We start from the raw sequence: 21,265 nt of genomic DNA, 5'->3' as shown, positions 1-21,265 counted from the left end.
CGGTGGTGACGTCGAAGTTCAGGCGATAAATCCCCTGGCTCTGACCGGCTGTGTAGGAACCGACCAGCAACTGATAGTCGTCGGCCGACGCAACCTGAAAACCCATCGCGCCGACGCTGCCGGCCATCAACAGTGGCCAGAGCTTACGCATCCTCATTCGCTTCTTCCTCGTCGTCATCACCGCGGAACGCGGTCATGCACACCAACCGGTGCTCGCCAGAATCACCGGTGATCAGCCAGCTTTGCAGGTCTGGATCGAAGGTCGCGGCCTCGACCTCGGCCGGGGTGAACTCCCAGTGCTTGGACACACGACCGTCTAAGCATTCGATGTGCAGGTTATCGTCTTCATCGAGGGAGAATTCGAAGGCGTGAAGCCCGTCGATTTCCACCATATCGCAGTGTTCGAGGGTGGCGAGCAAGGTGTCGGTTGGGGCGGTCATGGCAGTCAATCTTTGAATGGGAAAGACGCAATGATAGCTCATTACGCTTCAGTCCAATGTGGGAGCGAGCTTACTCGCGATGGCGGTGTGTCATTCAACATTGATGTGATTGACAGGGACTCATCGTCGGAACGCCGCCCGGAGCAGGCTCGCTCCCACAGGGGATTGTGCTCGCCGTTAGATCGCTTCGCGGGACGGCTGCCCGTCCACCAACCGCTGAATACGCAACGGATTGCCATTCTTCAAGGCATCCGGCAGCAGGCTGTCGGGGTAGTTCTGGAAGCACACCGGGCGCAGGAAGCGGTCGATGGCCAAGGTGCCCACCGACGTGCCGCGCGCATCGGAAGTTGCCGGATACGGACCGCCGTGGACCATCGAATCGCAGACTTCCACGCCGGTCGGATAGCCGTTGAGCAGGATCCGTCCGACCTTTTGTTCCAGCAACGGCGTCAGCTCAGCGAACTGCTCGAAGTCCGCCGGCTCGCCAATGATCGTTGCGGTCAACTGCCCGTGCAGGCCGTTCAATGCAGTACTGAGTTGCGTCTGATCGGCGACTTCGACGAACACCGTGGTCGGGCCGAACACCTCTTCCTGCAGCACTTCATCGCCATTGATCAACAGGCTGACATTGGCCTTGAACAGTTGCGGCTGAGCCTGATTGCCCTGCTGTGCCTGGCCGGCCAGGTGCTGGATGCCCGGATGAGCGAGGAGTTTTTGCAGGCCTTGGCCATAGCTGCTCAGGGTCCCGGCATTGAGCATCGTTTGCGCCGGCTCATCGCCGATCAGGCCCGCCACCTGTTGCACAAACGCGCTGAACTGCGGCGAACGAATACCGATCACCAAACCGGGATTGGTGCAGAACTGACCACAGCCCTGAACCACCGAAGCGGTCAGGTCACGGGCGACCGATTCGGCGCGAGTTTGCAGCGCCTGCGGCAACACGATCACCGGGTTGATGCTCGACATCTCGGCAAACACCGGAATCGGCTGCGCACGTGCGGCGGCCAAGTCACACAACGCACGGCCGCCCTTGAGCGAGCCGGTAAAGCCAACCGCCCGAATTGCCGGATGCTTGACCAGCGCTTCGCCGACACCGCCGCCGTAGATCATGTTGAATACACCGGCCGGCATCCCGGTTTTTTCTGCGGCGCGGATGATCGCGTCCGCTACCAGTTCGGCAGTTGCCATGTGACCACTGTGAGCCTTGAACACCACCGGGCAACCGGCGGCCAACGCCGACGCGGTGTCGCCGCCAGCCGTAGAGAACGCCAACGGAAAGTTACTGGCGCCAAACACGGCGACCGGCCCGAGGCCGATGCGGTACTGACGCAGGTCCTGACGCGGCAACGGTTGGCGCTCAGGCAACGCCTGATCGATCCGCGCGCCGTAGAAATCACCGCGACGCAGCACCTTGGCGAACAAACGCATCTGGCCGCAGGTGCGACCGCGCTCGCCTTGAATGCGTGCGGCGGGCAGCGCGGTTTCGCGGCAGACCAGCGCAACAAAGTCATCGCCTAGCGCGTCCAGTTCATCGGCTATCGCATCGAGAAATTGCGCCCGACGTTCGGCGCTCAAGCTCCGATACGTCGGATAAGCCGCGGCGGCTGCCTTGGCGGCGGCATCGACTTCTTCCGGGGTCGCCTGGAAGAAATCGTGGGGCAAAGCCTCGCCCGTGCTGGCGTCGGCGCTCTTTAGTTTGAGCGGGCCGGCCGCACTGCGCTGACCGCCGATGTAGTTGTGACCAAGAATTCGGGTCATGCCTATCTCCTTAAAGAGTGCCGACGGTGCCGGGCTCGAACGCCGCTTCAACCGGTGCAATCCCGTTGATCAACGGTGCACCGAACTCGGCCTGACTGATCTCGAACACGTCACCCGGCTGGGTGCGAATGCCGTCGGCAAAGGACAGGGTCGCGGTGCCGAAGAAGTGAATGTGCACATCGCCCGGGCGCAGGAACTGGCTGTACTTGAAATGGTGGTACTCGAGGTTTTCCAGGCTGTGGCACATGTTGGCCTCGCCACTGAGAAACTCGTTCTGCCACAGCACTTCACCGTTACGCACGATGCGGCTGGTGCCTGCCAGATGCTCCGGCAGTTCACCGACCCGAAGTTCCGGGCCATAACTGCAGCTGCGCAGTTTGGAATGGGCCAGGTAGAGGTAATTCTTGCGTTCCATTACGTGATCGGAGAACTCGTTGCCCACGGCAAAACCGAGTCGATACGGTTTGCCGTCTAGGCCGATGACGTAGAGCCCGCTGAGTTCCGGCTCCTCCCCCGCGTCTTCGGCAAACGGTGGCAGCGGAAACGGTTGGCCCGGACGCACGACGATGCTGCCGTCGCCCTTGTAGAACCATTCCGGTTGTACGCCGGCCTGCCCCGCTACCGGTTTGCCGCCCTCCACGCCCCATTTGAAGATGCGCATGGTGTCGGTCATCGCCGCTTCGTCGCCGACTTGCTGATGCATCTTGTCCCGGGCCGACGCACTGCCCAAATGGGTCAGGCCCGTACCGCTGACCAGCATGTGCGCCGGGTCCGGGTGATCCAGCGGTGGCAGGATGCGCAACGTGGCCAACAGTTCTGCATAGTCATGGCTGATGCCCAGGCCCAGGGTTTTTACCTGCTGCTCAAGATTGACGCCGGCCTCGATCGCGGCCAACGCCAGGTCGCGAACGGTGCGCGCGCCCTGCACTTCGCGCACCAGACCGTCTTCGACCACGCCCACCCGGCGCTCACCGTTACCCAATTCGAACTGAACTAAACGCATGATTTTCTCCTGTAACAATCTTGAAGTCGGCATTGCACCCTGTGGGAGCGAGCCTGCTCGCGAAGAGGCCATCCCATCCAACATCTCTGTTGGCTGACTCTCCGCCTTCGCGAGCAGGCTCGCTCCCACAAGGGATCTGTGTGATGTGTCAGGTGCGGGTCGCACTACGGGCGCTGGCAGCGAACTGGTCGGCCGGCAGTACGTGCTTGCGTTCCAACAGGCGATAGACCACACCAGTCAAAATCAGCCCGAACACCATCACGCCGGACAAGAAGTACAGACCCGAAGCCAGGTTGCCGGTGTATTCCTTCAGTGCGCCGATCACGAACGGACCGATGTAGCCGCCGAGGTTGCCCACCGAGTTGATCAAGGCGATCCCGGCCGCGGCACTGGCGCCGGCAAAGAAGCGGCCCGGCAAGGTCCAGAACACCGCGGTGCAGGAAAACAGCGCGAAGGCCACCAGACACAACGCCGCCAGTTGCAGCACCGGCACCGTCAGCCAGGCGCTGAGGAACAGGCCGATGGCACCCAACACGTAAAGCACCGCTAAGTGGCCGTAGCGATCATTCAAACGGTCGGAACTGCGCGGAATGATCAGCAACCCGATGATCCCGAAGATGTATGGCACCGACGACACGAAACCGGTCACCAGATCCGTGCCACCGAACTGCTTGATCAGGGTCGGCAGCCACAAGCCCAGGCCATAAATGCTCAGGGTCACCGGCAGATAGAACAGCGCCAGCAGCAAGACACGTTTGTCCTTGAGGGCGTGCAACGGATTGCCGTGGCGGGTCTGGCCGTACTCCTCAAGATCCTTTTTCAGTTCGCCGGTCAGCCAGTCCTTTTCGGCCTGGTCCATCCACTTCACCTGTTTCGGACCGTCCGGCAGCCAACGCAGCACTGGCCAGGTCAACAGGATCGCCGGGGCGCCGATGACGATGAACAGCCACTGCCAGCCATGCAGGCCAAGAATGCCGTCCATGCCGAGCAGACCACCGGACACCGGGCCGGTGATCAACATGGCGATGGGTTGGGAAAGGATGAATAACCCGAGGATCTTGCCGCGATGGCGCACAGGGAACCACTGGGTGATGTAGTAGAGAACGCCGGGAAAGAACCCGGCTTCCGCCGCGCCGAGCAGAAAGCGCATCACATAGAAGCTGTGCGACCCCTGGACGAAGGCCATACCGATGGTGATGGCGCCCCAGGTGACCATGATCCGCGCGAACCAGCGCCGCGCGCCAAAGCGTTCGAGCATCAGGTTGCTAGGGATTTCCAGCAGGAAATAGCCAATGAAAAACAGCCCGGCACCCAGCCCGTAAGCGGCGTCACCGATGCCGAGGTCGGCGCCCATGTGCAACTTGGCGAAGCCTACGGCGGAGCGATCCACATAGGCGATCAGGTACAGCAGGATCAGGAAGGGAATCAGTTTCAGCGTGATGCGACGAATAAGCCGCAATTCCTGGTTCATGAGATCGGTCTCCGATTGTTGTTATAGAACCTCGGGGGACGCCTCTCGCGGAAAACCGCCAGGGCAATCCCTCCGTTGAAACGGACTATATAGTAATACTATTTACGCAACAACTCTTCCAAACTACCGAATTTACGCCTATGTTACCCCTCAGCTCGAACAATATAGTCATACAACAAGAGACCCGATCATGTCTGATAAGAAACCCACCCTGCGCTCCGCCCAATGGTTTGGCACTGCTGACAAGAACGGCTTCATGTACCGCAGCTGGATGAAGAATCAGGGCATCGCCGACCACCAGTTCCACGGCAAGCCGATCATCGGCATCTGCAACACCTGGTCGGAACTGACCCCGTGCAACGCGCATTTCCGCCAGATTGCGGAGCACGTCAAACGTGGGGTGATCGAGGCTGGGGGCTTTCCCGTGGAATTCCCGGTGTTCTCCAACGGCGAGTCGAACCTGCGTCCGACCGCCATGCTCACTCGCAACCTGGCGAGCATGGACGTCGAAGAAGCGATTCGCGGCAACCCTATTGACGGTGTTGTGCTGCTGACCGGCTGCGACAAAACCACCCCGGCGTTGTTGATGGGCGCGGCCAGTTGTGACGTGCCGGCCATTGTCGTCACCGGCGGGCCGATGCTCAACGGCAAGCACAAAGGCCAGGACATCGGCTCGGGCACCGTGGTCTGGCAGCTCAGCGAACAAGTGAAAGCCGGCACCATCACCATTGACGATTTCCTTGCGGCCGAGGGCGGCATGTCCCGCTCGGCCGGCACGTGCAACACCATGGGCACCGCGTCGACCATGGCCTGCATGGCTGAAGCACTGGGCACTTCCCTGCCCCACAACGCGGCGATTCCTGCCGTCGATGCGCGCCGTTATGTACTGGCGCACATGTCCGGCATGCGCGCGGTGGAGATGGTTCGCGAAGATTTGAAGCTGTCGAAAATCCTCACCAAAGAAGCCTTCGAAAACGCCATTCGCGTGAACGCTGCCATCGGTGGTTCGACCAACGCCGTGATCCATTTGAAAGCCATTGCCGGCCGTATCGGTGTCGAGCTGGACCTGGATGACTGGACCCGCATCGGTCGCGGCATGCCGACCATCGTCGACCTGCAACCGTCCGGGCGTTTCCTGATGGAAGAGTTCTATTACGCCGGTGGCCTGCCAGCGGTGCTGCGTCGTCTGGGTGAAGCCAACCTGATTCCGAATCCGAATGCCCTGACCGTCAACGGCAAGACCCTCGGCGAGAACACCAAAGACGCACCGATCTACGGTCAGGATGAAGTGATCCGCACCCTCGACAACCCAATCCGCTCCGACGGCGGCATCTGTGTGTTGCGCGGCAACCTCGCACCACTGGGTGCGGTGCTCAAGCCTTCAGCCGCCAGCGCCGAACTGATGCAACATCGCGGGCGTGCGGTGGTGTTCGAGAACTTCGACATGTATAAGGCGCGGATCAACGATCCGGAGCTGGATGTGGATGCCAACTCGATTCTGGTGATGAAGAACTGCGGTCCGAAGGGTTATCCGGGAATGGCCGAAGTTGGCAACATGGGCTTGCCGGCCAAGTTGCTGGCCCAGGGTGTGACGGACATGGTGCGTATTTCCGATGCGCGCATGAGCGGCACGGCATACGGCACTGTCGTTCTGCACGTGGCCCCGGAAGCGGCCGCTGGCGGACCTTTGGCGACGGTGAAGGAAGGTGACTGGATCGAACTCGACTGCGCCAACGGTCGTCTGCACCTGGACATTCCCGACGCCGAACTGGCGGCGCGCATGGCCGATCTGCAACCGCCGCAGCAACTGATCGTGGGCGGTTATCGTCAGCTGTACATCGACCATGTGCTGCAGGCGGATCAGGGTTGCGATTTCGATTTCCTGGTCGGCTGCCGTGGCTCTGAAGTACCGCGCCACTCCCATTAAAAGCAAAAGATCGCAGCCTTCGGCAGCTCCTACGGGGTCCGGTACGACGGGGAATTTTCGGCGTACTCGGTCGGAGTGGAGCTGGCGCAGCCTGCGATCTTTTCAAGGGCTGGATCGCCCGCCGCTCGCGCCTGTTATCATGCGCGGCACCCCATCGCCCAGGATCGCGCCGTTCCCCATGGATTACCGCAAACCCTCCGACCGCAAAAGCATGCATTCGCGCATCGTCCAGGAACTGGGCATGCAGATCGTTTCCGGACGCTTCAAGCCGTGTGACAAACTGCCCGCCGAAGCCCTGTTGTGCGAGGAGTACGCGGTCAGCCGTCCAGTCCTGCGCGAAGCCACCCGGGTTTTGGTCGCCAAGGGCCTGGTGTATTCCCGTCCGCGAGTGGGCACGGTGGTCAAGCAGCGCAAGGAATGGCACATGCTCGATCCCGATGTGCTGCATTGGCTGATGCAAAGCAGCCCGCAAAATGAATTCTTCGATTTGCTGACCAGCGTGCGCAGCATCATCGAACCCGCTGCGGCCGCCCTCGCTGCGCAGTTCGCCACGGACGATGACATCGCCTCCATCGGTGAAGCTTACCAACGTATGGAAGCGGCACCGACCCCCGAAGCGCTCTTGCAACCGGACCTGGATTTCCATAGCCGGATTGCCGATGCGACCCATAACGACTTGCTGGCCAACCTGTGCAACATGCTGTCGGTGGCGATTGCCGAAGCCTTGAAACACTCCAACCAGCGGCCGAACCTGCATGAACTGGCGTTGCCCCGGCACAAGGCGATTCTGACGGCTATCGAGAATCGTGATGCGCTGGGTGCGCGGCATGCGACGTTGGTTCAGCTGGATGATGCGCGTAGTGCGCTGAATGCGGTGCTGGGTACCGATTTGTCATAAAAGCAAAGTCAAAAGATCGCAGGCTTCGCCAGCTCCTACGTTGCCCGAGTACACCCGCAATTCAACGTTGCACGCGTTACCTGTAGGAGCTGCCGAAGGCTGCGATCTTTTGATCTTCGAATAAAAAAGCCGCAACCTGGGTTGCGGCTTTTTTGTTTCAGCGATCGATCAGTGAGCGAACAACGAATTGCCCTTCTGCCCCGCCAGTTTCTCCGGCTTGATCAGGAACCGCGCCAGCGCTGGCAGCAGCCACAGTGCGCCAAACATGTTCCACAGCAGCATGAAAGTCAGCATCAGGCCCATATCGGCCTGGAACTTGATGGCCGAGAAGATCCAGGTGCACACGCCGATCGCCAGGCACAGGCCGGTGAACAGCACGGCTTTACCGGTGGACTTCAGCGTCTGGTAGTACGCCTCTTGCAACGGCAGACCGGCACGCAGGAAGCTTTCCAGACGGCTGTAGATGTAGATGCCGTAATCCACGCCAATCCCCACCCCGAGCGCCACAACCGGCAGGGTCGCGACTTTCACGCCAATGCCCATGAAGGCCATGAGGGCGTTACCGAGTACCGAGGTCAGGACCAGCGGCAGCACGATGCACAACGTCGCTGCCCAGGAGCGGAAGGTGATCATGCACATGGTCGCCACGCAGATGTACACCAGGATCAGGATGGTCAGCTCGGATTCCTTGATCACCTCGTTGGTGGCGGCCTCGATCCCGGCGTTACCGGCGGCGAGGATGAATTCCAGGCCTTCCTTGTTGTTCTCCTTGGCGAAGTCTTGTACCGCATGCACGGCGCGATCCAGAGTGGCGGCCTTGTGATCGTTGAGGAACACCAGCACCGGCGCCAGGGAGCAACTGTTGTTGTACAGGCCATCAGCCCGAGCGATCGAGTTGTTCAGCACGTCCGGGTTACGCGACAGGGTTTCCCATTTCAGGTTGCCTTCGTTCATGCCCTTGATCATCTGCTTGGACACCGTCACCAACGAGATCGCCGACTGCACGCCCTCGGTGTTCTGCATCTTCCACATCAGCTCGTCGATCGGCGCCATGGCTTCGTAGCGCGAGCAGCCTTCGGACTTGGTCTTGACCATCACTACCAACACGTCGGAACTGGTGGAGTAATTGCTGATGATGAAGTTGTTGTCCTTGTTGTAGCGCGAGTCCGGACGCAGTTCCGGAGCGCCCTGATCCAGGTCACCGATTTTCAGGTTCTGGCTGTACCAGAGGCCGCCGCCGAAGGCCAGCAAGGCCAGCGCGATGGACACCGGTGCAACTTTCGGGCTGGCAAAATTCGACAGCAGACGCCAGAACGGGTGTTCGCGGTGCGCGTCTTTCTTGCTGCGTTCCACGGCACGTTTGCTGATGCCGACGTAGGAAATTGCCACTGGCAGCAGGATCAGGTTGGTGAACACGATGACCGCCACGCCGATAGACGCGCCGATGGCCAGTTCACGAATCACGCCGATATCGATGATCAGCAGCGTTATGAAACCGACCGCATCGGCGAGGATCGCAATCATCCCCGGCAGGAACAGCTGACGGAACGTGCGCCGCGCCGCAGTCAAGGCGTTGTCTGCCTCGCTGGACTGCAAGGCAATACCGTTGATCTTCTGCACACCGTGGGAAATACCAATGGCGAAGATCAGGAACGGCACCAGCATCGAGTAGGGATCGAGCCCGAATCCGAAGAAGTGCATCAAACCGAGCTGCCAGACCACCGCCACCAACGTGGTGCTCAACACCGCCACGGTGCTGCGCATGCAGTTGGTGAACCAGTAGAGCAGGATCAACGTGATGATGAAGGCAACGCCGAAGAACATCACCACCATGACCAGCCCATCGATCAGGTCGCCGACCTTCTTGGCGAAACCGACGATGTGGATCTGTACGTTGGGGTTCTGGGCTTCGAACTTGTCGCGGATCTTGTCTTCGAGTTCATGAGAGAACTTGCGATAGTCCAGCGCCAGCAGCTTGCCTTGGTCCTGCGGGTCCGGGTAAGACTCCAGCAGCGGGATATCGACAATGCTCGACTTGAAGTCGTTGGCCACCAGACGCCCGACCTGACCGGACTTGAGCACGTTGTTGCGCAACAGGTCGAGACTTTGCTGGGAACCGTTGTAGCTCTGCGGAATCACTTCACCACCGGCGAAGCCCTCCTCTGTCACTTCGGTCCAGCGTACGCTCGGGCTCCACAGCGACTTGAGGCCGGAACGGTCAACACCGGAGATGTAGAACACCTCATCGTTGATCTGACGCAGAGTCTCCATGTACTCCTTGGAGAAGATGTCGCCATCAGTGGCTTCCACCGAGATGCGCACCGTGTTACCCAGGTTCGCCAGATCGTTGCGGTGCTCCATCATCTTTTGAATGAACGGATGTTCGAGCGGGATCATTTTTTCGAAACTGGTGGACGGCCGGATAAGGGTCGCCTGCCAGAACAGGAAAATACTCACCAGCAGGCAGATGGTGATCACTGCCGGGCGGTTGTTGAAAATCAGGCGTTCGAGAAACGTCGCCTTGTCTTGATGATGACTGCTCAAGGATGTCATAGACCCGCCTTCTTATTATTTGCCCGGCTCATTTGGACGACCCGTTTTTTCCATTTTCTGCACCGGCTCCGGTTGGCGAGGTGACGCGAACGCCGCCCTGTCCTGCCAGAATCAGATTGCCGTTGCCAGCTGCCGTGACCGCCGAAACGGAAATGCGATCCGGACGGTTGAATATGCTGAAGGTTTCGCCGTTGTCGTTGCTGCGGATCACCGAGCCACCGTTGCCGACGATCACGATGGAACCGTCGTCGAGCAGCGTCGCGCCGGACAGACCGAACTCCAGCGCACCGCGAGCGGCCTTGAGCTCAACCGGCTCCCAGGTCGTGCCGAAATCGGTGGAGCGAAACAGATTGCCCCGCAGCCCGTAGGCCAGCAGCGTATTGGCTTGAGCGGTGCCGATCACGCCAAACAGTGAGCCCTCATAGGGACCTTCAAGCTTCTCCCAGGTCTGACCCCCGTCGGCGGAGCGGAACATGCTGCCCTGCTCGCCGACGATAAACAGACCGGAATCCTTGACCGCGGCGATGGCGTTGAGGTGGTACTGGTCTTCGTTGTCGAGGCGATCGCTGGCGTCTTCCCAGTTTTTGCCGCCGTCGGTGGTTGACAGCAGCGCACCATAAGCGCCCACGGCAAAGCCGCTGTTGACGTCCTGGAACCAGACGTCGAGCAGCGGCGATTCGCGTTTCAGATCTTCGAATTGCTTGGTCCAGGTGACGCCGCCGTCCTCGCTCGCGAGGATTTGCGCGTCATGGCCAACAGCCCAGCCGTGTTTGTCGTCGACGAAAAACACCGAGGTCAGGAGTTGTCGGGTCGGCACCTTGGCTTGGGTCCAGGTCGCGCCCTGGTCATCGGAGTACAAAATGTGCCCGCGATCCCCGACCGCCACCAGACGCTTGCCGGCGTGCACGACGTCGAGCATCAGGCTCTTGCTGGCTTTGGCAGATTCAACGGAATAGACAATGTCGGATGCTGGCGCCGCAGCGGCCAGCACAGGTGCCGACAGCACGGCACAGCCCAACAGCGAGAGCGCTGTAGCCAGCAACGCGAATTTGCGTAGTGCCGGCGGGCGGCAGATACCCACACCCATGACAGGCTCACTCATAGACCTTCCCCCATTATTATTGTTAGGTCGTTCAACCTTTCTGGGCGCCATAAGGGTGCTCTTTGCGATTGCCTTTTCTGGAGCATAGTCCTGAAATACGCAATCTAGAGCCCCTTCGGAAGCTGGCTTATCCTATCGGGGTTTGGAAAGGTCTGACAATCGACGCCACGTTATGTTTTGTTAACTGGGGGGGACAAAGGGTGTGGGTGATGAGGGGGTATTCGCAGGGATGATGAAAGAAGCGCCCGGAGAACCCTTTCGGAAACTCAACCTGACTTACGAGGAAACCCCGCAACGGTGACCAAGCCGTAATGTATGCTTTTTGAGGCAGGGTCGAAATACGCTTGATAGAAATTAAAGTTCTTTCTCTTATGTTTATCGCACAGAGTCTTAATCACACTAATAGCTTCGATTTTATCGGCAACAGAGGTACTGATACCGAAAATCAAACCATCAAGACTTTTAAACTTATAACGCAATTTTCTTTTCGCTGGATTGGTTAAATCCATATTCGACTTTAAAATAATACGAAATTCTTTCTCAGCGCCCCAATGATGTAATTTTGATGTCAGCGTCAAGCTGAGCCTTTCCCAGTGCTTTGCCCACGCTTGCTGATCCTCTGAAAACAACCACTCATACGAACTGCTAAAAGAACCGTTACCATCAGTGTGCCAATCCCATATAAGCGCTTCAGGCGAGGTATTTCCCATTGTTCGAAAAAAGTCCACCTCTGAAAACTCTCGATTATAAAATACCTCTTGAAACGGCATTTTTTTGAATTCGTACACCGTATTCGGAGCAGGAACTTCTTTTGGCACTTTTAAATTCAGGGTGGCAACACCCTTGTTACTATCAGCCTTAAATTTTAGGCAAATAGCTTTGTGATTATCACCGTACGTACCCCAAATCGATGAATCACTACATTCACCCATAAAACATGCGACATACCACCTAGGGTACATCAGCTCATCAAGCCCATCGCAGAATGCGTAAGAAAATTCTCTCAACAATAAAACAAACGCCAAATGTTTTCCTTTCAGCGCCGAGGTATTTCCTAGTGAAATATCTAGATGCGACTTATCCAGGCAAGCATCTCTATAGTATTCGAGGCGTTTGTCGGCATTATCCTCCGAAGCAATGCGTAAAAGCTCCTTCGCGTACATCGTTTGCTGAGCTGCAATATCTAATGGAGTTACTCGAGTTGGAAAACCATCAATCCAGGTATTCTGATTGACTTCCATCACCACTGATAAAAATATCGGGTGCAATCTGGCAAAATGGTGAATCAGCTCCGACTTGTAGCAACGCCTCTCGCCTTTGGATAATGCATGAATGTAATCCAGAATCACCTTATTACAAAACAGCTTTTCGCTCATTTCATTAAAGCATTCGAGACAATCAGGGGTATCGGCAATGTCGGCGGACCGCATATGCATGCGGGCACGCATATTTGAAAGACTGAATGACTCTTCATCCTCACCCTGATGAAACAGCTCCCAACTTTTCAACGCTAACAACAACAAATAATGCTTAAAAAGGTTTTTCCAAACCACCTGATTACCCGCAAAGAAAACTTCACGATAACCCTCAAGAGGGTCATTCAATTGTTCAGGGGGTGCAAAATATATCTCAAGCTTCTCAAGCTCTCCGGGCTGATGAATCCCATCTGAATCAGCAGAACCAAGTAAACGGGAAGTTGACCTGAATCTATACAAAAACCTATCCATCAGTTCTCCATAACTACAATCGACTCTTTCGATAGAGAGCCACTCTCATGCAATTACTTCATGAGCAGTATCAATCACAGCGGACTGACAACATTAAATTTTCGTTCAGGCGAGAACATCCCTGATAACGGCTAACAAAACCTCCGCCACAAGACTGACTTGTGACGGAGGTAAAAGGATCAGGCCAGACTTTTACTGACCACTTCAAACACATCACTCGACAACTGACCCGAAGCACGAATCCGCTCCAGCTCACCTTTCATCAACGCCTGACGCGCGTCGTCATACTTGCGCCAGCGAGTCAGCGGCGCCAACTGCCGAGAAGCGATCTGCGGGTTGAACCCGTTCAGCTCGATCACCAGATCCGCCAGGAACCGATAACCCGAACCATCGGCCGCATGGAAATTAATCAGGTTCTGCCCGGCAAACGCCCCCACCAGTGCCCGCACCTTGTTCGGGTTCTTGATATTGAACGCCGGATGCTGCATCAACGCCTTGACCCGCTCCAAACCACCGGGCAACACGCTGCCGGCCTGGACGCTGAACCACTGATCCATGACCAGCGGATTATCCTTGAAGTGCTCGGCAAAACTCGCCAATGCCGTGGCCTTATCTTCTTCGAACGGCGAATTCACCAACACCGCCAACGCCGTCAGGCGCTCGGTCATGTTGTCGCTGGTCTCGAACTGCTCAAGCGTCGCCGCCAATACTTCCGCTTTACCGCTGAGCATCAGGTACGACAGCGCAATGTTCTGCAACGCGCGACGAGCGAAGTGCTCGGCCTCAGCCACATACGGGGTTTTCTTCGACAGATCGCGATTGGCCTGATAACGCAGCCACAACGCTTCGAACAAACCTTCCGCCAATTGTTTACGAGCAAACTCGCGAGCGATGTGAATGGCGTCAACGTCAGCTACTTCGCTGATCTCGGTCAGATACGCCTCGCCCGGCAGCGAAAGCATTTCCGCGACCATCGCCTGATCCAGCGTCTCGTCAGACAGCACGGTGCGCAAGGCAGAAATCAGACGCTGATCCAGCACCAGTTTCTCGCCCTTTTGCTGCTGAGCAATCAGCTCTTGCAGCACCTGAACCGACAGTTGCTGACCCGCATCCCAGCGGTTGAAACCGTCGCTGTCGTGCTGCATCAGGAACATCAGCTGATCGCGGTTGTACGGGAAGCTCAGTTTCACCGGCGCCGAGAAGCCACGCAGCAACGAAGGCAATGGCTGTTCCGCGATGTCGATGAAGGTGAACGTCTGCTCGGCTTCGGTCACCGAAACAACCCGTGAGGTGCCCTGAGCGCTGGCTTCACCGAAAAGACGCAACGCAATGGCCGCGCCTTTGGAGTCCAGCAGGCCCAATTCGACCGGGATCACGAACGGCAACTTCTCAACCTTGTCCGGGGTTGCCGGGCAGCTTTGACGGAACGTCAGGCTGTAGGTTTTCGCCGCCGCGTCGTAGGACTCGCTGACCGCCAAACGCGGTGTACCGGCCTGGCTGTACCAGCGCTTGAACTGGGTCAGGTCGACACCGTTGGCGTCTTCCATGGACTTGATGAAGTCGTCGCAGGTCACGGCCTGGCCGTCATGGCGTTCGAAGTACAGGTCGCTGCCTTTACGGAAACCTTCGGCGCCGAGCAGGGTGTGGATCATGCCGACCACTTCCGAACCCTTTTCGTACACGGTCAGGGTGTAGAAGTTGGAAATCTCGATGAAGCTGTCCGGGCGCACGGCGTGAGCCATGGGACCAGCATCTTCGGCGAACTGGTGGGTGCGCAGGTACGCCACGTCCTGGATGCGCTTGACCGTGGCCGAGTTCATGTCGGCAGAGAAGCCCGAATCGCGGAACACGGTAAAGCCTTCCTTCAGCGACAACTGAAACCAGTCGCGGCAGGTCACGCGGTTGCCCGACCAGTTGTGGAAGTACTCGTGGGCAACAATCGCCTCGACCCGCTGGTGCGCGGCGTCGGTCGCGGTTTCGGCGCGGGCCAGCACGGCGCTCGAGTTGAAGATGTTGAGGCCCTTGTTCTCCATGGCGCCCATGTTGAAGTCGTTGACCGCGACGATCATGAAGATGTCCAGGTCGTACTCGCGACCGTAGACCTCTTCATCCCAGCGCATCGACTTCTTCAGGCTGTTCATGGCGTGCTGGCACTTGTCGATGTTTTCCGGTTCGACATAAATGCGCAGCGCCACAGCGCGATCAGTCATGGTGGTGAAGGTGTCTTCTACGCACCACAAATCACCGGCCACCAGCGCGAACAGGTAGGCAGGTTTCTTGAACGGATCTTCCCAGGTCGCCCAGTGCCGGCCGTCTTCGCCCGGACCGCTGGCAATCGGGTTGCCGTTGGACAGCAACACTGGATAGCTGTGCTGCTCGGCAACCACCGTGGTGGTGAACGTGCTCATCACGTCCGGCCGGTCGAGGTAATAGGTGATCTTGCGAAAGCCTTCGGCCTCGCACTGGGTGCAGAACATCGTGCCGGATTTGTACAGGCCTTCCAGCGCGGTGTTGGTTTCCGGGTGGATCTTGACGCTGGTGTCGACCGTGAAGGTGGTGCTGGTCGGGTGCAGGGTCAGGTGATTCTCGGTGAGTTGGTAGTCCGATTCCGCCAACTCGCGGTCAGCCAGGGTCACCGACAGCAATTCCAGCTGCTGGCCATCCAGCACCAGCGGCGGCAGGCCCGGGCCACGCTCAGGATTGCGGCGCATCACCAGTTGCGCATGGACCAGGCTGTGGTCCTCGAACAACTCGAAGGTCAGGTGCGTCTCGTCGATCAGGTACTCGGGCGCCTGATAGTCCTTCAGGTAGATCATCTTCGGTTGTTCGGTGCGCATGCTGGAGTCCTTTACTGATGCACGGCGAGCTGGTAGGCCGTGTATTTACGAATATTGATTACGCCGGTGTCGAAAATCAGGTACTGGCCCTTGATTCCCAACAGCGTGCCTTCGGCGATCGGATTCTTGTCCAGGTTGAAGCTGACGATCTTGGCCGGGTATTGCTCGACCGGATAGCGGATTTCGAGCGTTTCTACATCGGCAATGGTCTGGATCGCCTGTAGGCCGAATCGTTCCTGCAAACTTTGCAATCCTTCGGCGCAACTGTCGAACAGCTGATCACGAACCTGCGCCAGGTCGACCGACACCGCATCGCCCTTGAGTAAAGCACGCCAGTTGGTCTTGTCCGCCACCTGACTGCGGAACAGATCTTCGACGAAGCCCGACTGCTGACGGGTCGAGACACGCATGATTGGCAAGGCCTGACGGGCTCCCTGATCGATCCAACGGGTCGGCAGCTGAGTGGCGCGGGTAATCCCGACCTTCACCCCCGAAGAGTTGGACAGATACACAATGTGATCCGTCATGCAGAACTTCTCGCCCCACTCCGGCTCACGGCAGGTGCCAGCGTCATAGTGGCAACGCTCCGGGCTCATGATGCAGATATCGCATTGGGCCAGTTTGGTCATGCACGGGTAGCAGTAACCCTGACTGAAACTGGTTTTGGTCTTGCGTCCGCAATGGGAGCAATGAATCGCCCCCAGGTATTCCAGGCGCACCGTGGTCCCGATCAAAGGATTGACCGGCACCTCGACGTCGTCCAGACGAAACGCGTACTGCACGTTCGGCCCGTCAAGGCGCGCCGACATTTTGCTGATTGCACCGCAGCCAATCTCGATCAATGGACGGCATCCGATTTGAACAGGATATTCGGCACTTCGATCGACTTGGAGCCGCACTCCTGCACGCCCATGTAACCGGTGCGCTGGTCTTCGGGCAGGTTCTGGATTTCCCAGGCGATCATCGCTTGCAGCGACAGTTCGCGTTGTTCGGCGGTGAGTTTGCCACCGTCGGACCATTTACCGATTTCCACCGCCAGTTTCAGGCTCTGATAGATATCGGGGGTGATGTTGTTGATCATTTCGTTAAAAGAGGACATCAAGGGCTCCGCGCTCTTTATTCACATAACTAATTTATGGCGGCCAGTTTACGGCGGTTGTACAAACCACCCAACAAACCAGTCAAGCATCCGACGAGCAACCCGCCGACGTGGGCCGCATTGGCAATTTCACCGAAGCCGATCATCGAGACCAGCCCGGACAGGCACAACAATAGCCACACCAGCATCATCACCAGCACGCCGCGCGGCAGGCGATAAGCCGGGTTTGGCGACAACAGCTGAAAGATCCAGCAATGCCCCAGCAGGCCGTACAGCACGCCGGACAAGCCGCCAAACAGCGTCGGACCACTGAAAACAAACTGGGCGTAGTTCGAGACCAGGCCGAACAGCAACGTCAGGCCGATCAGGTTGATACTGCCCTGGCGCGACTCGATGCGCCGCCCCAACTCCCAATACCACATGCCGTTCATGGCCAGGTGCAGGATGCCGAAGTGGATCAGCATCGGTGTCACCAGACGCCACCATTGCCCCGCCGCCAGGCTGTCGGCCAAGGGCACGAAGTGGATGTACTCGCCGACAATGCGGAAATCGAGGAAGGTGAGCCAGCGCATCGTGTCGAGGTTTTCGCCCAGCAGCGTCACTGCGCCGACAAGCAGGCTCAGCAGCAACACGAACGCTGTCGCCTTGGCGTGGCGCAGTTGCTCGACGAAACTGGGACGCTTGATGGTTTGCGCCACCGGAATGTCCAGCTGTTGATCGGGATCACCGGCCGGGAAGCGTTCGTACAACGAGCGCACGTCTTCGCTGATGTTGGCCGGCACCCACAGCACCTGCTCGCCCGCCTCTTCGCTGACCCGATGCGGCACCTGCATGCGCTGCAACAGTTTGACGAACCCGCTCAAGTCCACTGCCAGAGGCAGACGTAAAACGGCAACGGCACTCATCGCAGCACCTCCGGCCGCTCGACATCGACCCAGACAAATTTATGCGGGTCGAGGCGGGTTTCCTGGTCCAGACGGTAGGCGACCAGTTTGCCGTAAAGCACCGCGCTGTAATCCAGACAGGCCAGGTTCGGCCGGATCGGCACCGGTTTGCCGCTGCGCCAGTAATGGCCCACGAACAACAATGGCTCGTCGACGCCATAGCGCAGCAAGGTGTTTTTTTCAGTGGACGACAGCGGTGTCCGGGCCACGGGTTCGGGCAAGGCGTCGGGCTGGAACACGATGTCTCCGTAGGTTTGCGGGTCGTCTTCCCAGAACTTGGTGCGGAAGAACGAACGCGTCAGGCCATCGCCACTGGTCATGGTCAACCCATGAGGCAAGCGCATGTCAGTGCCGCGCAGCAGGCGGTCAAACACGGTGCAGGCGAAACTGCCCGGTACGGCCGAGGCCTGGAGGAAATGTTCATCGACGCAACCGTTGGGGAATAGCGCGCGCAATGGTTCGATCAGGCCCGCGTCCCAGCAGGCGTGCACCACGCGGAAACGCCCGGCATCGACGAACAATGGCATCTCATAGAACCATTGCAGGAAGTCATGCCAGTCAGCCGGATGGTCTTCGAATTGGGTCAGGGTTTCGTTCAGCAAACGGGCATGGCGCGGGGTGTGTTCGCGCACGAACTGCTTGCCGCTGCCCGGAGGCGCCGGCGTGCTCCAGCCGAGGGCGTTGAACTCATGGTTACCCATGATGCACAACGCCTGACCCGCTTCGACCATGTCGTGAACGATGTGCAGCGCTTCACGAATCCGCGGGCCGCGGTCGATGATGTCGCCGACGAACACCGCCATGCGCGACGGATGCCGCCAGACGCCACCGTGTTTTTGGTAACCGAGCCGGTCGAGCAAGTGCTCAAGGGTCAGAGCGCAACCGTGCACGTCACCGATCAGGTCGTAGCTACGCGCGGGATCGAGCATCAGTCGCCTCCACCACCCAACTTGCTGCCCCAGCCGAGTTTGGTCCGGCAGACTTCATAGTAGTTGTGGTCGAGCGGGTGAATCAGCCGCAGCTTCTGGGCTTTCTTGCTGATGGTGATGGTGTCACCCGGCGCGCAGGTAAAATGGTTCTGCCCGTCACAGGAGACTTGCGGGTAAATCTGCATATCTTTGGACACGACGATTTTCAGCTCACTGTTGCCATCGACCACAATCGGCCTGCCCGACAAGGTATGGGGGTACATCGGCACAATCACAATAGCGTCGAGCTTGGGATGCATGATCGGCCCGCCCGCCGACAGCGCGTAGGCCGTCGAACCGGTGGGCGTGGCGACGATCAGGCCATCGGCCTTCTGGCTGCAGACGAACTGGCCGTCGATATACAGTTCGAACTCGATCATCCGCGTCGACTTGCCGGGGTGCAGCACCACGTCGTTCAGCGCGTCGCCCTGACCAATGGCCTCGGCGTGACGACGAACTTCGGCTTGCAGCAGGAAGCGGTTCTCGACCAGATAGTGGCCGTCGAGCACTTCGGCGACTTTGACTTCCAGCTCATCGGGGCGAATATCGGTCAGGAAGCCCAGGCTGCCACGGTTGATGCCGAGCACCGGAATATTGTGCCGGGCCAATGCCCGCGCGGCGCCCAACAGGCTGCCGTCACCACCGACCACAATCACCATGTCACACACTTCGCCGAGCATCTTGCGCGACGAGGTTTGCAGGCCATGACCCGGCAGCACTTCGGCGATGGTGTCTTCGAGGATCACGTGCAGGTGACGATCGAGCAGAAACCGTTTCAGTCGGCGAACGGTATCCAGCACCTGAGAACTGCCCAGGCGACCGATGATGCCGATATTACGAAATTGCTCCATGAGGTTCCTGCGCGGCGGCGAAAAACACGATTATGGGCGAAAGCGCGGGATAGACAAAATCCTTTCAGCCACAACGGTGTACTCACGATTGAGGCTATGCTCGCAAGATGATCCTATTTCCCGATTTGCTGCAGTTACCCCACCAGTTGCGCCACCCGGAAGTGCGCGACCTGGCTTGGGTCATCCTCGCGCCGCCGATGCTTGGCGTCACGACGTGGCCGCAGCGTCATCCGCTGACCGGCAGTGACTGGGTACAAGCACCGGAGCGGCTGGAACGGTGGCTGCGGCAACTCGATCACGACAGTTATGACTTGCTGCACTGGCTGGCGCAGGCCCGAACCCGGCGACTGGGCTTGTACTACGAACGCCTCTGGCAATACGCCGTGCAGCACGCACCGGGTATCGACCTGATTGCCGCCAACATGCCGATCCGCCGCGAAGGCCACACGCTGGGCGAGCTGGACATGCTGCTGCGCGATCGTGACGGCGTGCATCATCTGGAACTGGCGATCAAACTTTACCTTGGCCCGCAAAATGGCGACGGACACGACACGGCGCAGTGGCTCGGCCCCGGCTGCCACGATCGGCTGGACCGCAAACTGGCCCATCTGACTCAGCATCAATTGCCGATTTCGGCGCGCCCGGAAAGCCGCGAAGTATTGGCGGCGCTGGATATCCAGCAGTTCAGCGCGCATTTGTGGCTGGGCGGTTATTTGCTGTATCCGTGGCCGGGACCGGCCGAGCCACCGAATGGCGCACATCCCCAGCATTTACGCGGTAGCTGGCTGCACCAGAAGGACTGGGCAGAGTTTGTCGTGAAACGCCCATTCGGTCGCTGGCAACCCCTGCCCCGCCATGCCTGGCTGGCACCGGCACACTATCCGGTGGAGCAGACCTGGAGCACTGAACAGCTGAATGCCTGGCTTAGTGATCTGGAGCCACTGGCCCCGGCGCAGTTGCTGGTGCGACTCACAGAAAACGCCCAAGGCGATTGGGAAGAAGCCGAGCGGCTGTTTCTGGTGGCAGACCTTTGGCCGAATGTGTCGGGTAATGGCTAACTTCGCACTGGCCGTTGTCTCGTGTAGGAGCTGCCGAAGGCTGCGATCTTTTGATCTTTAAATTCAAAAGATCGCAGCCTTCGGCAGCTCCTACACGGGCAGCACCAACCCCGGTCTAAATGGACAACCGCACCGCCAAAGCCGCCAACGTCACCAACAATACCGGCACCGTCAGCACAATCCCGACCTTGAAGTAATATCCCCAGCCGATCCGAATGCTCTTGCGCTCCAGTACATGCAACCACAGCAACGTCGCCAGGCTGCCGATCGGCGTAATCTTCGGCCCCAGGTCGCTGCCGATGACGTTGGCGTAGATCATCGCCTCCTTCACCACCCCGGTCGCCTGGCTGGTATCGATTGATAGCAAACCGATCAGCACCGTCGGCAGATTGTTCATCATCGACGACAGCAGCGCCGTCAGCACGCCCGTGCCCATGGCCGCGCCCCACACGCCGTAACCGGCAAAACCATCCAGCCATCCGGTCAGATACCCCGTGAGCCCCGCGTTGCGCAGGCCATACACCACCAGGTACATGCCCAGCGAGAAAATCACGATATGCCAGGGCGCTTCTTTGATGACTTTGCGGGTGAAAATCTTTTGACCACGGGCGGCAATGGCCAGCAGCAAC

At 58.7% G+C, this 21,265-nt stretch carries 17 protein-coding genes and 1 pseudogene; 3 read left to right on the top strand and 15 right to left on the bottom strand.

The features are described from left to right. The 5 genes and pseudogenes from WLY71_RS22285 to WLY71_RS22265 form a co-directional block, all read right to left on the bottom strand. Window positions 1-151: pseudogene (locus WLY71_RS22285) on the bottom strand (3-carboxymuconate cyclase); the annotation flags it as partial. Further along, window positions 144-440: a DUF5629 family protein gene (locus WLY71_RS22280; protein ID WP_347805257.1), complete on the bottom strand. Its 297-nt coding sequence runs from the start codon at window positions 438-440 to the stop codon at window positions 144-146. The pseudogene WLY71_RS22285 and the gene WLY71_RS22280, both read right to left, overlap by 8 nt. 177 nt (window positions 441-617) lie before the next feature. Continuing rightward, complete coding sequence (locus tag WLY71_RS22275; RefSeq protein ID WP_347805256.1) at window positions 618-2,198, bottom strand: aldehyde dehydrogenase (NADP(+)); 1,581 nt, start codon at window positions 2,196-2,198, stop codon at window positions 618-620. A gap of 10 nt (window positions 2,199-2,208) precedes the next feature. Beyond that, window positions 2,209-3,201 (bottom strand): AraD1 family protein, encoded by a 993-nt coding sequence (gene araD1, locus WLY71_RS22270; RefSeq protein WP_347805255.1) that lies wholly within the window; start codon window positions 3,199-3,201, stop codon window positions 2,209-2,211. Between the two features lie 148 nt (window positions 3,202-3,349). Continuing rightward, window positions 3,350-4,672 (bottom strand): MFS transporter, encoded by a 1,323-nt coding sequence (locus WLY71_RS22265; protein ID WP_347805254.1) that lies wholly within the window; start codon window positions 4,670-4,672, stop codon window positions 3,350-3,352. Between the two features lie 190 nt (window positions 4,673-4,862). On the opposite strand from WLY71_RS22265, the gene WLY71_RS22260 reads away from it, so the two are divergent. Both WLY71_RS22260 and WLY71_RS22255 read left to right on the top strand, forming a co-directional pair. Continuing rightward, a complete protein-coding gene (locus WLY71_RS22260; RefSeq protein ID WP_347805253.1) occupies window positions 4,863-6,599 on the top strand; it encodes an IlvD/Edd family dehydratase in 1,737 nt (578 codons plus the stop codon). 178 nt (window positions 6,600-6,777) lie between these two features. Further along, window positions 6,778-7,497 (top strand): FadR/GntR family transcriptional regulator, encoded by a 720-nt coding sequence (locus WLY71_RS22255; protein ID WP_282483389.1) that lies wholly within the window; start codon window positions 6,778-6,780, stop codon window positions 7,495-7,497. A 168-nt stretch (window positions 7,498-7,665) separates the two neighbouring features. On the opposite strand, the gene WLY71_RS22250 is transcribed toward WLY71_RS22255, so the two are convergent. The 9 genes from WLY71_RS22250 to WLY71_RS22210 form a co-directional block, all read right to left on the bottom strand. Then, window positions 7,666-10,050, bottom strand: a complete 2,385-nt coding sequence (locus tag WLY71_RS22250; RefSeq protein WP_347805252.1) for an efflux RND transporter permease subunit — start codon at window positions 10,048-10,050, stop codon at window positions 7,666-7,668. 28 nt (window positions 10,051-10,078) lie between these two features. Next, entirely contained in the window at window positions 10,079-11,152 is a 1,074-nt protein-coding gene (locus WLY71_RS22245) for a WD40/YVTN/BNR-like repeat-containing protein (RefSeq protein ID WP_347805251.1), read from the bottom strand. A 266-nt stretch (window positions 11,153-11,418) separates the two neighbouring features. Further along, the gene (locus tag WLY71_RS22240) at window positions 11,419-12,879 is read right to left on the bottom strand and encodes a hypothetical protein (RefSeq protein WP_347805250.1); all 1,461 of its coding nucleotides are present in this window, start codon (window positions 12,877-12,879) and stop codon (window positions 11,419-11,421) included. 179 nt (window positions 12,880-13,058) lie between these two features. Further along, window positions 13,059-15,716 carry an aminopeptidase N gene (gene pepN, locus WLY71_RS22235; RefSeq protein WP_347805249.1) on the bottom strand — a complete coding sequence of 886 codons (2,658 nt, stop codon included), beginning with the start codon at window positions 15,714-15,716 and terminating at the stop codon, window positions 13,059-13,061. Between the two features lie 11 nt (window positions 15,717-15,727). After that, the gene (locus WLY71_RS22230; protein ID WP_347805248.1) at window positions 15,728-16,558 is read right to left on the bottom strand and encodes a DUF2797 domain-containing protein; all 831 of its coding nucleotides are present in this window, start codon (window positions 16,556-16,558) and stop codon (window positions 15,728-15,730) included. Then, on the bottom strand, window positions 16,555-16,815 hold the full coding sequence (locus WLY71_RS22225; protein WP_008152127.1) for a YeaC family protein: 261 nt from the start codon (window positions 16,813-16,815) through the stop codon (window positions 16,555-16,557). The genes WLY71_RS22230 and WLY71_RS22225 overlap by 4 nt, the downstream gene beginning before the upstream one ends. A 29-nt stretch (window positions 16,816-16,844) precedes the next feature. Next, window positions 16,845-17,720 (bottom strand): rhomboid family intramembrane serine protease, encoded by an 876-nt coding sequence (locus WLY71_RS22220; RefSeq protein ID WP_347805247.1) that lies wholly within the window; start codon window positions 17,718-17,720, stop codon window positions 16,845-16,847. Further along, complete coding sequence (locus WLY71_RS22215; RefSeq protein WP_403145944.1) at window positions 17,717-18,691, bottom strand: metallophosphoesterase; 975 nt, start codon at window positions 18,689-18,691, stop codon at window positions 17,717-17,719. The genes WLY71_RS22220 and WLY71_RS22215 overlap by 4 nt, the downstream gene beginning before the upstream one ends. Beyond that, a complete protein-coding gene (locus WLY71_RS22210) occupies window positions 18,688-19,578 on the bottom strand; it encodes an NAD(+) kinase (RefSeq protein ID WP_007906781.1) in 891 nt (296 codons plus the stop codon). Before WLY71_RS22210 ends, WLY71_RS22215 begins: the two co-directional genes overlap by 4 nt. A 107-nt stretch (window positions 19,579-19,685) precedes the next feature. On the opposite strand from WLY71_RS22210, the gene WLY71_RS22205 reads away from it, so the two are divergent. Then, window positions 19,686-20,636 carry a DUF1853 family protein gene (locus WLY71_RS22205; protein ID WP_347805246.1) on the top strand — a complete coding sequence of 317 codons (951 nt, stop codon included), beginning with the start codon at window positions 19,686-19,688 and terminating at the stop codon, window positions 20,634-20,636. A gap of 115 nt (window positions 20,637-20,751) precedes the next feature. Here WLY71_RS22205 and WLY71_RS22200 read toward each other — a convergent pair. Further along, window positions 20,752-21,265 (bottom strand): ArsB/NhaD family transporter (locus WLY71_RS22200; protein WP_347805245.1); only part of this gene is annotated, 514 nt, incomplete at its 5' end.

This window comes from Pseudomonas rossensis (assembly GCF_039888995.1).
GTDB classification, from domain to species: domain Bacteria; phylum Pseudomonadota; class Gammaproteobacteria; order Pseudomonadales; family Pseudomonadaceae; genus Aquipseudomonas; species Aquipseudomonas rossensis.
Note: the sequence above shows the minus strand (reverse complement) of the source record. Positions and strands in the feature narration are given on the sequence as shown.